The 19,446-nt window shown below is 67.8% G+C and carries 16 protein-coding genes and 1 tRNA gene; 8 read left to right on the top strand and 9 right to left on the bottom strand.

The genetic code is table 11. From position 1 onward, the window contains the following. Positions 1-435 precede the first annotated feature (435 nt). From BM066_RS18140 to BM066_RS18155, 4 genes are all read right to left on the bottom strand, one after another. Positions 436-2,460 carry a DUF3857 domain-containing protein gene (locus tag BM066_RS18140; RefSeq protein WP_218150920.1) on the bottom strand — a complete coding sequence of 675 codons (2,025 nt, stop codon included), beginning with the start codon at positions 2,458-2,460 and terminating at the stop codon, positions 436-438. A gap of 235 nt (positions 2,461-2,695) precedes the next feature. After that, the gene (locus BM066_RS18145) at positions 2,696-3,322 is read right to left on the bottom strand and encodes an ATP-dependent Clp protease proteolytic subunit (RefSeq protein ID WP_056749999.1); all 627 of its coding nucleotides are present in this window, start codon (positions 3,320-3,322) and stop codon (positions 2,696-2,698) included. A 178-nt stretch (positions 3,323-3,500) separates the two neighbouring features. Further along, a complete protein-coding gene (gene tig / locus BM066_RS18150) occupies positions 3,501-4,859 on the bottom strand; it encodes a trigger factor (RefSeq protein ID WP_304441217.1) in 1,359 nt (452 codons plus the stop codon). Positions 4,860-5,094: 235 nt separating this feature from the next. After that, positions 5,095-5,179 (bottom strand) — tRNA-Leu (locus BM066_RS18155). A gap of 309 nt (positions 5,180-5,488) precedes the next feature. Here BM066_RS18155 and BM066_RS26540 point away from each other — a divergent pair. Next, positions 5,489-5,665: a hypothetical protein gene (locus BM066_RS26540; RefSeq protein ID WP_177218492.1), complete on the top strand. Its 177-nt coding sequence runs from the start codon at positions 5,489-5,491 to the stop codon at positions 5,663-5,665. Here the strand turns inward: BM066_RS26540 and BM066_RS18160 are convergent. After that, positions 5,662-7,113 (bottom strand): NAD(P)H-hydrate dehydratase, encoded by a 1,452-nt coding sequence (locus BM066_RS18160; protein WP_089929820.1) that lies wholly within the window; start codon positions 7,111-7,113, stop codon positions 5,662-5,664. The two genes, BM066_RS26540 and BM066_RS18160, sit on opposite strands and share 4 nt — an antisense overlap. Positions 7,114-7,798: 685 nt before the next feature. Here BM066_RS18160 and BM066_RS18165 point away from each other — a divergent pair. Continuing rightward, entirely contained in the window at positions 7,799-8,137 is a 339-nt protein-coding gene (locus BM066_RS18165; RefSeq protein ID WP_028037660.1) for a P-II family nitrogen regulator, read from the top strand. Positions 8,138-8,177: 40 nt separating this feature from the next. Further along, complete coding sequence (gene glnA / locus BM066_RS18170; protein WP_089929821.1) at positions 8,178-9,587, top strand: type I glutamate--ammonia ligase; 1,410 nt, start codon at positions 8,178-8,180, stop codon at positions 9,585-9,587. Positions 9,588-9,716: 129 nt separating this feature from the next. Here glnA and BM066_RS18175 read toward each other — a convergent pair whose 3' ends face one another. After that, complete coding sequence (locus BM066_RS18175) at positions 9,717-10,094, bottom strand: nuclear transport factor 2 family protein (RefSeq protein ID WP_089929822.1); 378 nt, start codon at positions 10,092-10,094, stop codon at positions 9,717-9,719. A gap of 166 nt (positions 10,095-10,260) precedes the next feature. On the opposite strand from BM066_RS18175, the gene BM066_RS18180 reads away from it, so the two are divergent. After that, positions 10,261-11,142 carry a LysR substrate-binding domain-containing protein gene (locus BM066_RS18180; RefSeq protein WP_089929823.1) on the top strand — a complete coding sequence of 294 codons (882 nt, stop codon included), beginning with the start codon at positions 10,261-10,263 and terminating at the stop codon, positions 11,140-11,142. 93 nt (positions 11,143-11,235) lie between these two features. Here BM066_RS18180 and BM066_RS18185 read toward each other — a convergent pair whose 3' ends face one another. Together BM066_RS18185 and BM066_RS18190 are read right to left on the bottom strand one after the other, a co-directional pair. Then, entirely contained in the window at positions 11,236-11,631 is a 396-nt protein-coding gene (locus BM066_RS18185; RefSeq protein WP_089929824.1) for a putative quinol monooxygenase, read from the bottom strand. After that, positions 11,631-12,521 (bottom strand): LysR family transcriptional regulator, encoded by an 891-nt coding sequence (locus BM066_RS18190; RefSeq protein WP_089929825.1) that lies wholly within the window; start codon positions 12,519-12,521, stop codon positions 11,631-11,633. The genes BM066_RS18185 and BM066_RS18190 overlap by 1 nt, the downstream gene beginning before the upstream one ends. Before the next feature lie 91 nt (positions 12,522-12,612). Here BM066_RS18190 and BM066_RS18195 point away from each other — a divergent pair, with 91 nt between their 5' ends. Then, entirely contained in the window at positions 12,613-13,359 is a 747-nt protein-coding gene (locus tag BM066_RS18195; protein ID WP_089929826.1) for a hypothetical protein, read from the top strand. Here BM066_RS18195 and BM066_RS18200 read toward each other — a convergent pair. Beyond that, a complete protein-coding gene (locus BM066_RS18200) occupies positions 13,356-13,712 on the bottom strand; it encodes a Kazal-type serine protease inhibitor family protein (RefSeq protein ID WP_089929827.1) in 357 nt (118 codons plus the stop codon). The two genes, BM066_RS18195 and BM066_RS18200, sit on opposite strands and share 4 nt — an antisense overlap. Positions 13,713-13,909: 197 nt before the next feature. Here BM066_RS18200 and parE point away from each other — a divergent pair, with 197 nt between their 5' ends. The 3 genes from parE (at position 13,910) to BM066_RS18215 (ending at position 19,381) form a co-directional block, all read left to right on the top strand. Next, positions 13,910-16,012 (top strand): DNA topoisomerase IV subunit B, encoded by a 2,103-nt coding sequence (parE, locus tag BM066_RS18205; protein WP_089929828.1) that lies wholly within the window; start codon positions 13,910-13,912, stop codon positions 16,010-16,012. Between the two features lie 320 nt (positions 16,013-16,332). Further along, a complete protein-coding gene (locus tag BM066_RS18210; protein WP_089929829.1) occupies positions 16,333-16,659 on the top strand; it encodes a UrcA family protein in 327 nt (108 codons plus the stop codon). Between the two features lie 430 nt (positions 16,660-17,089). Then, positions 17,090-19,381, top strand: coding sequence for a DEAD/DEAH box helicase (locus BM066_RS18215; protein WP_089929830.1), 2,292 nt, complete (start codon positions 17,090-17,092; stop codon positions 19,379-19,381). Positions 19,382-19,446: the final 65 nt, after the last annotated feature.

The following is a 19,446-nucleotide window of genomic DNA, read 5'->3' on the forward strand; positions in this document are numbered from 1 at the left end:
GCCCTCGCCGGCCCTTCGTCCAACGCCGTATCCGTGTTCCGGGCTCGGCCAGCACCAGATGGACGAAAGTCGCGGCCCCTCGCGGAACCGCCGCCGACGAGCGCTTCCCGCTCGACCGCACCCCAAGGCCGCGAAGGTCGCAGGCCTTAGCGCCCTCCCCATCGCCTCGAGGTGAGTTGATCATACGGCGGCGCGGGAGGGGGAGGATAAGTGATTTCGGAGTGTTGTTTTTGTTGGAAAAACACGCCGGGAGCGATGGGAAGAAGTTTTTTCGTCCAATTTTCGCCGGACGAACGATTTCTCTAGCCCCCGAACCTGACCGATCAGATTCATCATCAGGATTGGAAGCGCGATCACCCAGCACATCACCGCCAGAAGCAGCGCCCCCGCGCGAACCGGTGGTGGCGGGATTCGTCCTGATTCGTCGTCGGAAGCTCAGGTCTTCGGAGTGGACACACAGGGCACGTCGTCGGCCGTCCAGTCGAAGTCATAGGTTGCGGGGACGTTCTCTCCACTCCCCACGGCGCTCTTGCGCGCCGAAGGGCGATAGAAGATCCAGCCCATGCTGTTATCGAACGCGGCGATCCGTCCGTTGTCGCGCTGGGCGGTGGCGGAATCGATCTCCGGCTGCTCGACCCGCGATCCGCGGATCATGCGAATTGCCCCATCGCGCAGTTCCCAAGCGCGATGATAGTTGCGACCGAAGATGCGCGTATCGTAGCTCTTCTCGGAAGACCATTGGTTCGGCTGGGTCGAGCTCGGCAGTCGCACCGTCGTGACGTGGCAGCTGTATTCCGGCTTGGTGTAGAAGGGCACGTCCTTGTGATCCGCCCTTGCCCGCCGCTCAGGAGGGTTGAACCCGCCTCCAGGAAGCGCCAGGGACTTTTCACCGGGGCCGTCGTCGTCCCAATCCATGGCCCCCGTGCCACTGATCGTCAGGATGCTCGCGCCCGCCCTCTGATCATAGCGCCACTTGACGTCGTCGATCGTCTGCCAAACACCGCCAATGGCGCGCTGGCGGAAGAGCTCAAGCAACTGCCCCTCGCTAACCGAAGAAAACTGCACCTGCCGTTCCAGGGCGGGGACACCTCGAACAATTTCGGTGGATACGATCCGCGCCGGCTTGTCGAAACCCGCGCGCGCATCGATCTCGAACAGACTGATCTCCTCGGGCGCCGCGGCTGGGCGCCATTCCATTCGCTCGAGGTCGCCGCCCTGTGCGGTCAGAGGCAGGACCCATCTGACCGGGAAAACGGGCTGTGGACTGGGCGAAGCCACCGGCGGCAGCGTGCCGTCCAGCCAGTAGACCTTGCCGTCGATATGGGCGCGCACGAGCACATGATCGAACAACTGCGGGATGGGCAGGCGCTGATCGAAGCCGTCGTCGACGCCGCTGGAATTCACGAGCACGGCCTCCGCGTCGATGCCCAGCTCACGCAACAGGGCCAGCAGGAGCGCGGTCTTCCCCTTGCAGTCCCCATAGCGGCGCTTCCAGGTTTCGTCCGCAGAGACGGGGACCAGATTGCCGCCATTGAGGCCCACGTAGATGTACCGCACGTTCTGCTGAACCAACTTCAGCGCCACGCTGGCGCGATCTAACGAGTTCGCGTGGGCGGCGCGGAGGCGGGCGGCTTCGAGCTTGAGCGAAGAGTCTGGAGCGAGGGTCGATGCTTTCGCGTACAGCGGCGCGAAATGCCGGGAAAGAACCGCCCAGTCGTGAAAATCACTGTATTCGACGACGCGCTGCCATTGGTAGCGGATCGGCGCGTCGGTCGGTGCTGACTGAACTGGCGGATTGTCGAACTGGAAATCGACGGCGCGCTCAGTGCTCCGCATGGCCGCGGTCATGTCGGCCGTCACCTTCAAGTCGGGCTTGCGGCCCTCGTCCCAGCTCAACCCGAGACGATACCGGCCCGGGGACGGACTGGCCCCAAGCAGCAGCAGGCCAGATTCATGGGTCCCGAGGGCAGGACTATGCTGGAACGTCGTCAGCTCGACCTCCAACTCGTCGCCAACGCGAAGGTCGGGAACGCGAAGAACCGCCGTCAGCATCCCATCCAGCTTGGCCGCCTCCAGTTGATTCTCACGGCGCAGGATTTCGAAGGTGGCGTCCTTCAGAACGTCGATGACTTGCTCGTCGCGAAAAACCTTGATGCCGTGGACAACCGGAGCTCCAGCTGACGGGTCCCAAGCGATCGAGATATTGCCAAGCTGAAGTGCGCTGGGTTGGAGAATCCTGACGCGATAACCGAGGTACTGCGCCTGACCCTCTCCGTTCAGATGGATTTCCGCATCCTGGCGACGAAAGAACATCGCCCCCGAAGCGGTCTCCGGCACGGGCATCGGCGAGGATGCGACCGCCCAAGCCGGGACCGGACCACGCCGTATCTCCTGTGACTGAGCAAAGGCCGAAGTGGCGACGAGCACGCACGCCGAAACCAACGAAACTTTCAAAGCCATAAGCGCCCCCTGTCGGACAAATGCGGCAGAAAGGCCAAGCTTTCAAGGGGGCCACTTTCGAGCCCATCAGGGACGTTGAGCTTGCCCTCCCGGGAACCGACCGTCGTCGCGTCCGCTTTCCGCCCATGGCGTCAGCCCAGAAAGCCGAGGCCGCTCCAGCCTCGGCGGCAAGATCATGAAAAGGCCGCCGACCTTTCGGCCGGCGGCTTGAATTCAGCGCGAAAGGACGCAGCCCTTACGCCTTGTCTTCCGAGGCGTCGCGGCTTTCGTTGATGTGGTCGATCAGGCCCCAGGCCTTGGCTTCCTCGGCGCTCATGAAGTGGTCGCGGTCGAGGGTCTTTTCGACTTCCTCATAGGTGCGGCCGGTGTGCTTGACGTAGATCTCGTTCAGGCGGCGCTTGGTCTTGATGATGTCCTCGGCGTGACGCTCGATGTCCGAGGCCTGGCCGCGGAAGCCGCCCGACGGCTGGTGGACCATGATGCGGGCGTTCGGCAGTGCGATGCGCTGGCCGGCGGCGCCGGCGGTCAGCAGCAGGCTGCCCATCGAGGCGGCCATGCCCATGCACACCGTCGAGACCGGGCTCTTGATGTACTGCATGGTGTCGTAGATCGCGAGACCCGCCGTCACCACGCCGCCCGGCGAGTTGATGTACATGGCGATTTCCTTCTTGGGGTTCTCGGACTCCAGGAAGAGCAGCTGGGCGCAGATCAGGCTGGCCATCCCGTCTTCGACGGGACCGGTCAGGAAGATGATCCGCTCTTTCAACAGACGGGAGAAGATGTCGAACGCCCGCTCGCCGCGGCTGGTCTGTTCGACCACCATCGGCACGAGGTTCATCGCCGTCGCCATCGGATCATACATAGGGATCGCCCTTTTCAATGTGTCTGGGCGGCGCGAACGCGAATCAGCCCCCGCGCGCCGTCGCCAACGCATATCGCGTGGCGCTTAACAGGTTGCAAGGAGCCGGGCCGCGGCTCGGGCCATGAAAAAAGGCGCGACCCTCGCGGATCGCGCCCTCTTCAGGTCGGTCGACGGAAGCTTAGCCGCCGTAGCCTTCCGGCAGGTCGTCTTCTTCCAGGAGCTCTTCCTTGGAGACTTCCTTTTCCTCGATCTTGGCCTTGCCGAAGATCAGGTCGACGACCTTGTCCTCGTAGATCGGGGCGCGCAGGGCGGCCTGCAGGTCGGCGCGCTGGCGGTACATGTCGAACACCTGCTGGGCTTGCGCGCCGTACTGGCGGGCTTCGCGCATCATGGCGTCGGCCAGTTCCTGCTCGGTGACGGCCACGTCGTTCTTGCGGCCGATCTCGGCGAGCACCAGACCCAGGCGCACGCGGCGCTCGGCGATCTTCTTGTACTCGTCCTTCAGCTGGTCTTCGGTCTTGCCTTCGTCCTCGGGCGGCAGGCCGCCCTGGGTCTTGTCGGCCTGGACCTGCTGCCAGATGCCGGCGAACTCGGCGTCGACCATGCGCGGCGGCAGGGCGAAGTCGTGCTTGCTGTCCAGCACGTCCAGCAGGGCGCGCTTCAGCTTGAAGCGCGAGCTGTTGCCGTAGCGGCCTTCCAGGTTCGACTTCAGCAGGTCCTTCAGGGCCTGCAGGTCGGCCAGGCCCAGGCGCTTGGCCAGCTCGTCGTCCGGCTCGGCGTCGACCGGGGCGCGCACTTCCTTGACGGTGGTGGCGAACTCGGCGTCCTTGCCGGCCAGGTTGGCGGCCTGATAGTCGGCCGGGAACGTGACCTTCACGGTGACGACGTCGTCCGGCTTGGCGCCGACCAGTTGCTCTTCGAAGCCGGGGATGAACTGGCCCGAACCCAGGGTCAGCTCGGCGTCGTTGGCGGTGCCGCCGTCGAAGGCCACGCCGTCGATGGTGCCGACGAAGTCGATCAGCAGCTGGTCGCCGTCCTTGGCCTTCAGGGACTTGCCCTTGCGCGGCTCATAGGTGCGGGCCTGCTTGGCGAGGTCCGCCAGGGCCTCGTCGACCTCGGCGTCCGAGACCTTGTAGACCGGCTTGGTCAGCTCGATCGACGCGGGGTCGATCGGCTCGAATTCCGGCATCACTTCCACGGCCAGTTCGAAGGCCAGGTCCTCGCCGCCGGCCAGCACCTTGTCCATGTCGGACGACGGCTTCAGGTCCGGCTGGCCCGCGGGGCGCAGCTTGTTGTCGTCCAGCACCTTCTGGGCGCCTTCGTTCAGCGTCGCCTCGATGACTTCGCCCATCAGGGCCTTGCCGTAGAGGCGGCGAACGTGGGCCGTCGGCACCTTGCCAGGGCGGAAGCCCTTGACGTTCATCTGGGGCGCGACCTCGGCGATCCGGGCTTCGAGACGCGTGGCGAGTTCACTCGCGGGCACCGTCACGCCATAAACGCGGCTGAGGCCTTCGCCCGACTTTTCAACGATCTGCATCGACATTCTTAGCTTCTCGGCTCTTGGGCGCCCGCGCCCGTCGTCCGCCCCAGGGGTCAAAACATCAAAGCCGCCCACGTCACCGGGGCGGCGAAAGAGCGCCCTTATGTCACGCGTTTGGCGACCATCCAAGGGCATTGGCGCCCTCACGGGACGAAAGTCCCGCTGAAAATGCGCGCCGCCGGGCGAAAGCCAAGCGGGGTGGTGCGCCCCGCCGGGCGAAAGCCCGGCGAAGTGGTGCGGATGAGAGGACTCGAACCTCCACGCCTCTCAGCGCCAGAACCTAAATCTGGTGCGTCTACCAGTTTCGCCACATCCGCACGATGCGCCGGAGCGGGTTAGACATGCCCGGGCGGCTTGGCAAGTCGTCAGGCGATCCGCCAGGCCGCCCAACGTCCGGCGATCGCTCGCGAAAGGTGAATTATTTCGCCCGTCAGGCGGGAACGACTCTCCACCCAACCGGTTATGCAGAGGTCCGCGGCCGTTCAGAACGCCATGGATTTACATCGGCCCGGGCCATGCCCCCCCGACTGACGCCCGGGCCGATGTTTCACTCTCAAAAATACAACCCAAGCGGAACAATCTGGCCTCGGACGGGTTTGCGTCTGAGTACGTCCAGTGAGCGCGCCATGGAAATCATTGAAGTCGTCGAAGGTGAAAAGGGCTGGACCGTGCGGCACGGCGCGAGGGTCCTGTTCATCGACACCGTCGAGGAGCGAACCTTCCAGACGGCGCTGGCCATCAGCAACACCCTGTTCGACGAGGGCGTGCGCAGCCAGGTCGTGCTGATCCGCCAGGACAACTAGAGCCTAGCTTCCCACAGCTTCCGCAGCACCGACGGCGCCAGGTCGGGCAGGTCCTCGGCGATCAGGCCGGGCCCGTGGGCCGCGCCGGCCTCGGCATGGATCCAGGCGGCGGCGCAGGCGGCTTCGAAACTCTCCATACCCTGGGCGATCAGGCCGGCGATGAAGCCGGCCAGGACGTCGCCAGCCCCGGCCGTCGCCAGCCAGGGCGCGCCGTTGAGCCCCACCGCGGCCCGCCCGTCGGGCGCGGCGACCACCGTGTCGGATCCCTTCAGCAGCACCACCGCTCCCGCCCGCCGGGCGGCCTCGCGCGCCGCCGTGATGCGCTCGGGGGAGGCGTCCAGCAGGCCGGGGAAGATCCGCTCGAACTCGCCGGGGTGCGGGGTCAGCACGTCGTCGCGGTCCAGGGCCGAGAACAGGGCCGCCGGATCGTCGGCGAAGCTGGTCAGGGCGTCGGCGTCGACGACCAGGGCCGCGCCGTTGCGCGCCAGGGCGAAGACATGCCGCATCGTCGCCTCCCCCACGCCCGCCGCCGGCCCGATCACCACCGCGTCGGCCTTCTCGGCCCGGGTCTGCAGGTCGAACTCGCTCTCGAACGGGGCCAGCATCACCGCTTCCAGGTGGGCGGCGTTGACGGCCAGGGCGCCGGGCGGCGACAGCACGGTCACCACCCCGGCCCCGATCCGCAAGCCCCCGCGCGCCGCCAGCCGGGCGGCCCCGGTGCTCCAGGCCTCGCCGCTGACCGCCATCATCCGCCCGCGGGCGTGCTTGTGGGCGTCGACCGCCGGCCAGGGGAAGCGCTCGGCCCACAGGCCAGGCTCGTTCTCGAACAGCCGCCCCTGCCCGGTCTCCTCCAGGCCGATGTCGACCACCATCACCTCGCCGCAGGCGGCCCGGCCCCGGGCCAGCGCATGGGCCGGCTTGCGGCGATGGAAGGTGACGGTCAGTTGCGCCTTCAGCGCCCGCTCGCCGAGCGGACGTCCCGTATCGCCGACCAGGCCGCTGGGCACGTCGACGGCGACGATCCGCGCGGCGCCGGGCATGACCCGCGCCAGGCGATCGGCCTCACCCTCCAGCGGCCGCGACAGGCCCGCGCCGAACAGGCAGTCCACATAGAGGGCCGCCGAGCCCGGCTCCGAGGCCAGCGGCCCGGTCTCGCCCTTCCAGCGCGCGGCCGCCCACTGCGCCGCCGGGCTGGCGGGCGGCCCCAGCGCCTCGACCCGCACCGGCCAGCCGCGCCGGCGCAGGCGCCGGGCGACCACATAGCCGTCGCCGCCGTTGTCGCCCGGGCCGCACCAGACCACCGTCGGGCAGCGGGCGTACCGCGCGCGGATCGCCTCGGCGACGGCCGCGCCGGCCCGCTCCATCAGGACGATCGTCGGGGTCCCCGCCGCGACGGCCGCGCGGTCCGCCGCGGTCATCTCGGCGACGGTCATGATCTGGCGCGGCACGGCTGCTCCTCTTCTCACAGAACCTGGGTGGAAGCCTCGCGGCCTTTGTCGACCAGGATCGACGCGCCGTCGACCCGATCCAACACAGTCACCCTCTCGCCGCCGCCCTCGCCTGCTCCACGCCGGCGGCGCCCCAGGTCGAGGCAGGGCGGCCGTGGCGGATCAGGTGAATGCGGTCATCGGCTTCCTCGCACCTCGAAAGATCTTCCCGATCGAGCGCCGCCGCCGGGCCGTGTTGCAACGCTTCCGGCCCACGCACGGGCGCCGCCCGCCATCGAAACCTGCGAACGCGCAAAAACCGACCCCGCCGCCATCCTCCTCGCCGGCTCGGATTTCGCCACAATCTTCAGCAGCTTCCGAATCGACGGCGCATTTTTCGCCATCTCCACGAGACGATCCCGGCGCCCGCCGGACGCGAACAGCACGGCTCAAGCCTCATTCTCCGCCGCCGAAACCGCCGTTTCGACGATCCCGGGTCGCCAATCGCCGCCCGCGAGCCGATTTGGCCGCCCAAACGCGCACTGACCATTACGCAGGCTTTAAGTGCTCAAATATCGATCAATGAGCAAAACTCGACAGGCCTCGCGCAATAAAGCGCGTCAGCCCGCTTGTGAGCCGGCGGGCCGGCGTGCTCCGTGCCGCTCAGTCAGCGGCGCCCGCGCCGTTTGGGCGTGAAAGAAGTCTGATGAAAAAGATCGAAGCCGTCATCAAGCCGTTCAAGCTGGATGAGGTCAAAGAGGCGCTTCAGGAGATGGGCGTGCAGGGCATGACCGTCCTGGAGGCCAAGGGCTACGGCCGCCAGAAGGGCCATACCGAGCTCTATCGGGGCGCCGAGTACGTCGTCGACTTCCTTCCCAAGATCAAAGTCGAAGTCGTGGTCGAAGACAGCCAGTTGGAGCCCGCGCTCGAAGCCATCACCAACGCCGCCCGCACGGGCCGCATCGGCGACGGCAAGATTTTCGTGTCCGAAATCACGGAAGTCGTCCGCATCCGCACCGGAGAAACCGGCCCGTCCGCCGTCTAGGCCCGGACCGTAACCGCTTAACGCTCAAAGGGGATAAACTATGAGCACCGCCAAGCAGATCCTGGACCTGATCAAGGAAAAGGACGTGAAGTACGTCGACGTCCGCTTCACGGACGTTCGCGGCAAGCTGCAGCACGTGACCTTCGACATCGATCTGGTCGATGACGACTTCCTCAACGACGGCACCATGTTCGACGGCTCGTCGATCGCCGGCTGGAAGGCCATCAACGAGTCGGACATGAAGCTGCGTCCGGACCTGACCACCGCGATCATCGACCCGTTCTACCAGCAGACCACCCTGGCGCTGTTCTGCGACGTGGTGAACCCCGACACGGGCACCCCCTATAACCGCGACCCGCGCTCGATCGCCAAGAACGCCCTGGCCTACGTCAAGTCGTCGGGCATCGGCGACACCGTGTTCTTCGGCCCGGAAGCCGAGTTCTTCATCTTCGACGACGTCCGCTGGAACACCTCGTCGAGCAACACCTCCTACTCGTTCGACTCCGTCGAACTGCCGGGCAACTCGGCCAAGGAATATCCGGAAGGCAACATGGGCCACCGCCCGGGCCCGAAGGGCGGCTACTTCCCGGTCAACCCGGTCGACAGCTGCCAGGACCTGCGCGGCGAAATGCTGGCCGTCATGGGCGAGTTGGGCATGAAGCCGGAAAAGCACCACCACGAGGTGGCGCCGGCCCAGCACGAGCTCGGCCTGAAGTTCGACACCATGGTCACCATGGCCGACCGGATGCAGCTCTATAAGTACGTGATCCACAACGTGGCCCACGCCTACGGCAAGACCGCCACCTTCATGGCCAAGCCGATGTTCGGCGACAACGGCTCGGGCATGCACGTGCACCAGTCGATCTGGCAGGACGGCAAGCCGCTGTTCGCCGGCGACAAGTACGCCGGCCTGTCGGACATGTGCCTGTGGTACATCGGCGGCATCATCAAGCACGCCAAGGCGATCAACGCCTTCTCGAACTCGACCACGAACTCCTACAAGCGCCTGGTGCCCGGCTACGAAGCCCCGGTGAAGCTGGCCTACAGCTCGCGCAACCGCTCGGCCTCGATCCGCATCCCGCACGTCGACTCGCCGAAGGCCAAGCGCATCGAAGCCCGCTTCCCCGACCCGATGGGCAACCCGTACCTGACCTTCGTGGCCCTGCTGATGGCCGGCCTGGACGGCATCAACAACAAGATCGATCCGGGCGCGGCCGCCGACAAGAACCTGTACGATCTGCCGCCCCGCGAGCAGAAGAAGATCCCGGAAGTCTGCGGCTCGCTGCGCGAGGCTCTGGAGAACCTCGACAAGGACCGCGCCTTCCTGAAGGCCGGCGGCGTCATGGACGACGACTTCATCGACAGCTACATCGAGCTGAAGATGGAAGAGGTGATGCGCCTCACCCTGCACCCGCACCCGGTCGAATTCGACATGTACTACAAGTGCTAGGCCTTACGGCTTAGGACGAAGGACGAGGCCCGCGGAGCGATCCGCGGGCCTTTTTCCTGGTCGGTGGTTCTGGCGGCGGCGGGCCAAACCCATGCCGGCCGCGACAAAGCCGAGCGGCGCCGCCGAGAGTCAGATGGGCCGGACGTCGACCGACATCACCTTCTGAACAATCTTCCAGGCGCCCTGCACCTTCAGGCACGACAGCAGGTCCGTGAAGTAGCGCGGCGGCATCTGAAGCCTCAGTTTCACCAGGGCGAGATTGTCCGAAACATCGATGGCGACGACCTCGTCCCTGCGCTCGAGTTCGAGTTTTCGCGGCGCGGTCGCATTGCGCACGCCGGCCAGCCAAGTCGCGATCGGCATCACGCTGACCTCGCCGTCATCGCCAATTCTGGTTACAGCACTGAGGGGATGAAATATCGCCTGAAACCGCTCCGCGTCCATGTCGTACGCAGCATCGAAATAGATTTGAGCCATGGATCGTAAAGTATATTCATCGTTATTCATAGACTTACCCACTGCCTGGTGTCGGAGATTGCTTCGAGAGCGAGGGCGGCGGGACCCATTCTTCCGTTCTGGAACGTTCTCTCCCAGTCGCCATGGAGATTATTCTAGATCGCGCTTATATATGAGGAAAGCGCATATAGCCGCATAGGACCCATGAGCTGGTTTCATGAAGAGCGAACTGAATGATCTCGCGGCGTTCGCTGTCGTCGCCACTGAACGAAGCTTTACGAGGGCCGCGGCCCGGCTTGGGGTCACGCAGTCCGCGCTGAGTCACACGATCCGCAACCTGGAGCGTCGGCTGGAACTGCAGCTCCTTGCTCGGACGACCAAGAGCGTGGCGCCGACCTCGGCGGGCGCCGCGCTCCTGAAGAGTCTCTCGCCAGCGCTCGAACAGATCGATCGCGCGCTCAACGAGGTTCGCACCGCGCGAGATCGGCCGACCGGCCGACTTCGTCTTGCCGTCTCGAAATCCGCCGCTCTCTCGGTGCTGCTGCCCAAACTGCCCGCGTTCGCCGCCGCCTATCCCGAGGTGGTGCTTGATGTGTCCACCTGCACGGGCCAGGTCGATCTGGTCGGGGGCGGGTTCGACGCCGGCATCCAACTTGAAGAATTCATTCAGAAGGACATGATCGCCGCGCGCGTGACCCCGGAGCTGCGGCTGGCCGCCGTCGCTTCACCCGGATATTTCGCGGCACGGAGCCTCCCTCTGAACCCGCGGGACCTGAGCGCCCACAACTGCATCGGGCTCCGCCTGCCAGGAGGCCCGTACCGATGGGAGTTCGAGAAGGGCGGCGTCCCCGTGACAATCACGGTCACCGGGCCGCTCGTCGTCGATGACACGAGCCTCGTCATCCAGGGGGCCTTGACCGGCCTGGGCATCGGACTGGCCTATGAAGATCAGGTGGCCGGCTACATCGACCAGGGCAAGCTCGTCAGGGTGCTGGAAGACTGGTCGCCATCCTTTCCCGGCTTCTTCATCTACTATCCGGGCCGTCGCCATCAATCGGCGGCGCTCTCCGCCCTGATCCGCGCCCTCCGCGTCACCTAGCGCCGCTCCGGCGCAACGCCAGCCCTATCTCCAGCGTGCGTCCCTTGCGCGCCCAAGTTCGATCCTCAGCGGACACGAGCGCTGGCGCTCAGCTCAGCCCAGCCCCACCCCGCCCACCGGCGTCGTCTCGAACCGGTGCCCAAAGCCGGCGATGATCGGCCGGGCCCGGGCGATGGCGGCCTGCACCGCCGGCAGCTTCAGCGAGGCGGCGTGGCTGTCCTTGTCGGTCCAGACCTCGGTGATCCACAGGGCGTCGGCGTCGGTCGCGTCGGTGGCCACGACGTAGCTGAGGCAGCCGGGCATGCCTCCCGTGCTCTCCGACAGGATGGCGACCAGTTCGTCCCGCTTGCCGGGCGCGGCCTTCATCTGGCCGATCAGTCCGTACATCGCCTTGTTCTCCTTGGCCTGGGTCAGCGACGGCGCGGCGCCGGCCGCCAGGGCCAGTCCGCCCGCCAGCAGCGCGCGTCGTTTGATATCGGGTGACAGCATCAGGGTTCCTCCCCCTCGCCATTGTCGGCCAGCAGGGACCGGATCGTGTCAGCATCGGGCGAAGCCAGGGCCGCGCCAAGTCCCAGCAGGTGCAGGGCGTTGAAGCACGGCGGCCGTCCCGCCGGACGCACGATCCGCACGCGGTCGCGCCAAGGGGCCGAGCGGACCAGGTCCAGCGGCGCGATGATCGCCCCCCTGCCGGCGGCGCAGCTTTCCATCGCCTCCTCGATCTCGCCGGCGTGGTCCAGCCGCCGCAGGGCGTCCGGCTGGGCGCCGAACACGGTCTCGAACCAGCGGCCGAACACGAACTCGTACTCGTCATAGGTGGCGAAGGTCGTGCGCGAGAGGCCGGTCAGGTCTTGCGAAATCGCCATGCGGGGCGAGGCGGCCAGCACCAGTTCCTCCCGGGCGATCGGGGTCGACTGCACCGGCGCGGCGACGACCGGCCGGTAGGTGACGCCCAGGTCCACGGCGCCGGTCGCCACCGCCGACAGCACCGTCTCGTGCGCGCCGAACGTCAGCTCGATCGGCCGGTCCGCCGGCAGGCCGGCGTAGAGGCGCGGCGCCAGGCGGTAGCGCCCGAAGGCCGAGACCACGGCCAGGCGCAGCGGGCGCAGGGCCGGGTCGGCGCGGCTCAGGCGCTCGCGGGTGCGCTCCACCTCGTCCAGGGCGCGGCCGACGCTCTCGAACAGGGCCTGGCCGGCGGCGGTCAGGCGCAGGCCCCGCCCCACCCGCTCGAACAGCGGCCGGCCCATCTCGCGCTCGAAGGCCTTCAGGTCGTGGTGGACGGCCGGGGGCGACTTGCCCAGGCGCGGACTGGCGGCGGCGATGCCGCCGGCCGCCGCCACCGCATGGAACACCGCCGCCCGTCGCAGATCGACATGTCGCATCGTTTCGAAATCCAGAACGAAGGCCGCTTCCGTTCGAAATATCGCCAGATGCCGTTCGACGCTAGGTCTGGCTCCACCGAAGGAGGCGCCGATGACCTGGAGACACGCGACACTGGCGATCGCCCTTGCAACCACCGGTCTGGCGGGCGGCCCGGCCCGCGCCCAGACCGAACAGGCGGCCTTCCTGTTCACCTATGACGTCGATCGCGGACAGGAGGCGGCGTTCGAGGCCGGCTACGCCGCGCACCTGCAATGGCACGCCGCCCACGGCGACGCCCTGCCCTGGTTCGGCTGGTTCGTGACCAGCGGCCCGCGCACCGGCCTGTTCGTCGACGGGACCTTCGGCGTCCCGTTCGCGGCCATGGACGCTCGCCCCGACCCGGCCGGCGACGGCGCCGACATGGAAGCCCGCGTCCTGCCCTACGCCAAGGCCCGCGCCTATTCGGCCCACGTCCTGTGGCCCGAGTTGAGCACCGTCCGCAGCCTGGAGGCCCGCCAGCCCGGCCCGGTGCTCGACGTCTACACCCTGCAGGTCTCGCCCGGCGACGTCGCCGCCTTCGAGACCGCCCTGCTGGCCTCGGTCCGGGCCGGCGGGACCGGCAAGGGCGACCTGGCCTGGACCTGGTACCGCCTGGCGGGCGGCGGCGCCCTGGGCGGCTACATGGTGCTGGTCCCGCGCCGGTCCTGGGCCGACCTCGCCCGCCGCCCGACCGACCTGGCGGGCCTGATCGCGGCCGCCCATGGCGCCGGCCCGGACCAGGCCCGGGCGGCGGCCCTGGTCCAGGGCGTCGAGGTCGAGACCTGGTCCTACAAGCCCAAGCTCAGCCGCCTGCCCTAAGCCTTGCACTCGCCCTGGGTCGCGACGCTGACGCCCTGAGCGGCGGCGTTGCAGGCGCTGGGATAGGTCTTGCCGTCGCAGCCGCACACCGGGGCGTAGATCATCGTGCAGACCTGGGGGGCCTTGCGGCAGGTCCCCGCGCCGTCGGCGACCTGGCACTGGCCGGCCGGCTTCTGGCAGACCAGGCCCGAGGCGCACTGGAAGCCGGCGAAGCCGCCGCACATGCCGCCCTCGGCCACCGGGGTGCGGGCGTGCGACGCGGGCGGATTCGGCGCCGGCTGGTCGGTCCCCGGGCTGGTGCAGCCCAGCAGCACGAGCGCGGCGAGCGCGGAAAACAGGCTGCGCAGGGTCATGACCGGCTCCTTTTCGATCGAAGGCCCAAGATTGCCACGTCCTCGCCGCGGCGGGCAAACCCTGATCGGTTGCATGCGCCAACCTCAAGCTGTTCCGGGTTTCCGGGACGATCGCCGTGCGGGCACGCAGCCCCTTTTCAGGAGACGGCGCAGAGCCCATACGAGGCGCTCCCGCCGAATCGACGCATGTTCCCCTAATGTCCTCCAAAGACGATCCCAACTTCTCGCTGTTCGGCGACGACGCCCTCGCCCCGGTTCCCGCCTCGCCCTTCCCGGCCCGCGAGCCGCATCCCGAGCCCGCGCCGCGGGCGGCCGCCCCGCCCCCGCCCTCGGCCAAGCCCAGCGCCCCGGCCGCGCCCCCGTCGTCCGACGGTTACGACGCCAGCTCGATCGAGGTGCTGGAAGGCCTGGAGCCCGTGCGCATGCGCCCGGGCATGTACATCGGCGGCACCGACGAGCGCGCCCTGCACCACCTGTTCGCCGAAGTGCTGGACAACTCGATGGACGAGGCCGTGGCCGGCTTCGCCAAGACCATCGAGGTCAAGCTGGACGCCGACGGCTTCCTGTCGGTGCGCGACGACGGCCGCGGCATGCCGGTCGACCCCCACCCCAAGCATCCGGGCAAGTCGGCCCTGGAAGTGATCATGACCGTCCTGCACGCGGGCGGTAAGTTCAGCGGCAAGGCCTACGAGACCTCCGGCGGCCTGCACGGCGTCGGCGCCAGCGTCGTCAACGCCCTGTCGGAGCTGGTCGAGGTCACCGTCTGGCGCGACGGCTTCGAGCACCGCCAGAGCTTCGCGCGCGGCAAGCCGCTGGGTCCGGTCGAGAAGATCCAGCCCAGCCGGAAGCGCGGCACCCAGGTGCGCTTCAAGCCCGACGACCAGATCTTCGGCGAGGGCTGCGCCTTCAAGCCGGCGCGCCTGTACCGCATGGCCCGCTCCAAGGCCTATCTGTTCCGCGGCGTGCAGATCAAATGGTCCTGCGACGCCTCGCGCATCCACGACCAGACCCCGGCCGAGGCCACCTTCCACTTCCCCAACGGCCTGGCCGACTTCCTGGCCGAGCGGACCAAGGGGCTGGAGATGGTCACGCCCGACAGCTTCTCGGGCCGCATCGAACGCCAGGGCGAGGCCGGCGCCGTCGAGTGGGCCATCGCCTGGACCCCGCGCGGCTTCGGCGAGCACGACGGCTTCATGCAGTCGTACTGCAACACCGTGCCGACCCCCGAGGGCGGCACGCACGAAAGCGGCCTGCGCGCCGCCCTGACCCGGGGGCTCAAGGCCTATGCCGAGCTTAAGGGCGAGAAGCGCGCGACGATCATCACCGCCGACGACGTCATCGCCCAGGCGGGCGCCCTGATCTCGGTGTTCATCAAGAACCCGGAATTCCAGGGCCAGACCAAGGAGAAGCTGTCGTCGTCCGAGGCCCAGCGTTTCGTCGAGAATGCCCTGCGCGACCCGTTCGACCACTGGCTGACCGGCAGCCCCAAGGCCGCCCAAGCCCTGCTGGAGTTCGTGATCGAGCGGGCCGAGGAGCGCCTCAAGCGCCGCAAGGACAAGGAAGTCCAGCGCGCCTCGGCGACCCGAAAGCTGCGCCTGCCCGGCAAGCTGGCCGATTGCGCGGCCGGGGCCGTGGACGGCGCCGAGCTGTTCATCGTCGAGGGCGACTCGGCCGGCGGCTCGGCCAAGCAGGCCCGCAACCGCAAGAACCAGGCGATCCTGCCCCTGCGCGGCAAGATCCTCAACGTGGCCTCGGCCAGCGGCGAGAAGTTCACGGCCAATAAGGAGCTCAGCGACCTGATGCTGGCGCTGGGGGCCCAGGGCGGCAATCGGTACAAGGAAGAGGATCTGCGCTACGAGCGGATCATCATCATGACCGACGCTGACGTCGACGGCGCCCACATCGCCAGCCTGCTGATCACCTTCTTCTACCGGACCATGCCCGAGCTGATCCGCCAGGGTCACCTGTTCCTGGCCCTGCCGCCGCTGTACCGCATCAGCCATGGCGGCAAGAGCGCCTACGCCCGCGACGACGCCCACAAGGACGAGCTGCTGGCCACGACGTTCAAGGGCAAGAAACCCGAGATCGGCCGCTTCAAGGGCCTGGGCGAGATGATGGCCTCCCAGCTCAAGGAGACCACCATGGACCCGGCCGTGCGGACGCTGGCCAAGATCACCCTTCCCCGCTCTGAGGAAGCGGTCGAGGCCCTGGTCGAGACCCTGATGGGCCGCAAGCCCGAGCTGCGCTTCCGCTTCATCCAGGAAAACGCCGAGTTCGCGGCCGACGACCTGGATCTCTAGCCAAACGCCCGCCCGATCCTTCCGCGGGATCGGGCGGGTCATTTTCGGGCGTTTTGGCGCGACCTATAAAAGAATCTGACATTTCAGTTTGGCGGCGCTCAACCGTCGCTAAACCCCCAAATGAATTCGACTTTTCGCGTTTCGAAAATCGAAATCGCTCGATTTTTGACCGATTTGTCGACCTTTTTCGCTTTTCGCGGACGCTTTTTAGGCAGATGCAAGGTCCTGAACTCGATTTCGCGTCGAACCGCTTGCGGATCCGGCGCGACGTCTAGCCGAGCGACGCCCCGAGACGTCGCCGAAACCAGGGAAGTCGTTCCATGAAGACCCTCCTCGCCTCGACCGCCGCGCTCCTCCTGCTCGCCGGCGCCCCGCTGGCCGTCGCCGCGCCGGCCGATATGCAAACCGTCAGCATTCCGGTCTCCAAGGCCAAGCTGAACCTCGACAATCCGCGGGACGCCCGGGTGCTGATGCGCCGCATCGATAACGCCGCGCTGGAAGCCTGCGGCGCCGACACCCACAGCTTCGTGGAGGTCAAGCGCGCCGTGGCCGCCTCGGCCTGCCACCGCGACGCCGTCGCCGGCGCCAGGTCCCAGCTGAACAACAACCAGGCCTCGCTGACCGTCACCGGCGTCCGCGGCCGCTAGAGCATTTTCGAGCGAATTGGACACCGGTTCGCGTGAAGAAAATGCGTTAAAGCAAAGATCTGGAGCGTCGACCTGATGCAATCAGGTGGGCGCTCCTGGCTTCTATTCTCTCCCGCTCGAAGGAGAGGTCGGCGAAGCGCCCGGGGTCCCGCCTCGGGCGTTTTGCGTTTCGGGTCTTCGTCGGCGCGCGGCCATTTCGCCGCACCGCAGCATTCTTTCCCCAGGCCCCTTGCTTTCCGGACGGTTTTGGCCTCCTTAGGCGGCCCATCGGACCGAGTTTCACCGCGCCCTCATCGGCATCCCGGCGAAAAAGGTCTATTCTCTGAAGATATTGACCAAGAACACGGTCCATTTGGGGGTCGTATTTGGTCGTGGTGCGGACCGCGCGCGTTTGTGTGTGCGCCGTTCGCTTGAACCGAACTGGACCCGTATGCCCTTCCCCGCCTCCCACCCCGCTCTTGAGCGGGCTCTTGCCGCTCAAGGTTATCTCGAGCCCACCCCCGTCCAGGCCGCCGTGCTGGAAGCCGACGCCAACGGCCGCGACCTGCTGGTCAGCGCCCAGACCGGCTCGGGCAAGACCGTCGCCTTCGGCCTGGCCGCCGCGCCCACCCTGCTGGGCGACGCCGACCGGTTCGAGAAGGCCGGCGCCCCGATGTGCCTGGTCATCGCCCCGACCCGCGAACTGGCCATCCAGGTCAATCGCGAGCTGACCTGGCTCTACGCCGAGGCCGGCGCCGTGGTCGTCAACTGCGTGGGCGGCATGGACGCCCGCCGCGAGCAGCGGGCCCTGAACTTCGGCGCCCACATCGTGGTCGGCACGCCCGGCCGCCTGCGCGACCACATCGAGCGCGGCCACCTGGACCTGTCGGAGCTGAAGGTCGCCGTCCTAGACGAGGCCGACGAGATGCTCGACATGGGCTTCCGCGAGGACCTGGAGTTCATCCTCGACGCCGCGCCCAAGGAACGCCGCACCCTGCTGTTCTCGGCCACCCTGGCGCGCGAAATCATCGCCCTGGCCCGCAACTACCAGGACGACGCCCTGCGGATCGACACGATCGGCCGCAACGAACCCCACCGCGATATCGAATACCGCGCCGTGCGCGTGGCCCCCAACGAGGTCGAACACGCGGTGGTCAACCTGCTGCGCTATTTCGAAAGCCCCGGCGCCCTGGTGTTCGCCAACACCCGCGAAAGCGTCCGCGCCCTGCACAGCAAGCTGCGCGAGCGCGGCTTCGCCGTGGTCGGCCTGTCGGGCGAGCTGAGCCAGCGCGAACGGGCTGACGCCCTGCAGGCCCTGCGCGACGGCCACGCCCGCGTCTGTGTCGCCACCGACGTCGCCGCCCGCGGCCTGGACCTGCCCGACCTGGGCCTGGTCATCCACGCCGAGCTGCCGGTCAACAAGGCCACCCTGCTGCACCGTTCGGGCCGCACCGGCCGGGCCGGCAAGAAGGGCGTCAGCGCCCTGGTCGTGCCCTACACTCGCCGCCGCAAGGCCGAGCAGTTGCTGATGGCCGCCGGCGTCGAAGGCCAGTGGGGCGGCGCTCCGACCGCCGACGAGATTCGGGTCAAGGACACCGAGCGCCTGCTGGACGATCCGATCTTCGCCGAGGCCTCGAACGAGGACGACGCCGGCCTGGTCGCGGCCATGCTGGAGAAGCGCACGCCGGAAGAACTGGCCGCCGCCCTGATCCGCGCCCGCCGCGCCAAGCTGCCGGCCCCGGAAGAGATCTACGACGACCCGCGCCATGGCGCCGATCCGGGCCCGCGCGTCCGGGGCGAACGCTCCAACGATCGGGGCGACCGCTTCGCCGACCGCGACTTCGCGCCCCGGGGCGACTTCGGGGATCGCCCGGAACGCGAACCGCGCGCCGACATGACCAACTCGGCCTGGTTCCGCCTCAACACCGGCCGCCGCAACAACGCCGACCCCAAATGGCTGATCCCGCTGATCTGCCGCCTGGGCCACATCACCAAGAAGGACATCGGCTCGATCCGGATCTTCGACTACGACACCAAGTTCGAGATCTCGGCCGAGGCGGAAGTGAAGTTCGGGGCCGCCGTCCAGGCCACCGTGCGCGACGACGTGACCATCACCCCGACCACGGCCCCGGCCGCCCGGGACGCCGGTCCGCGCAAGGAGTACGCCCCGCGTCCGCCGCGTGACGACAGCGACGCGCCGCGCCGCGAGTACGCCCCGCGTCCGCCGCGCGACAACGATCGCGGTCCGCGCGCCAACGCCCCGGGCTCGCGCGACCATACGCCTCGTCCGTCCGCGTTCGGCGCCGACGGCGTGAGCAACGCCAAGCCCTATGACCGCGGCCAGGAGCCCAAGCGCGACTACAAGCCGCGCGCCAATGACCATCAAAGAGGGGACGAAGCGCCCAAGCGCGACTTCAAACCCCGCGCGGAAGGTCCCAAGCGCGAGTTCAAGCCGCGCGACGAAGCGCCCCGCGCCCATGCCGAAGCCGCTCCGCGTCGCGCCCCGCGCACCGATCGCGAGAGCGTGCCCTACGATCCGGCCGCCACGCCCGAAAAGCCGTTCCGCAAGCCCCGCGCCGACGCGGGCGCGGCCCCGGCCAAGCCGTTCAAGGGTCCCAAGCCGTTCAAGGCCCCAAAGACCTTCAAGAGCGGGGGCGACTTCGGCGGCAAGCCGGCGTTCGGCGGTCCCAAGCCCGCCTTCGGCAAGAAGCCGGGCGGCAAGGCGCCGTTCAAGAAGAAGTAGTTTGAGGCGGAGGGGGTGAAGACCCCCTCAGTCGCTTCGCGACAGCTCCCCCAGAGGGGGAGCAT

It is taken from the genome of Caulobacter sp. UNC279MFTsu5.1 (genome assembly GCF_900114015.1).
In the GTDB taxonomy this organism is placed as follows: domain Bacteria; phylum Pseudomonadota; class Alphaproteobacteria; order Caulobacterales; family Caulobacteraceae; genus Caulobacter.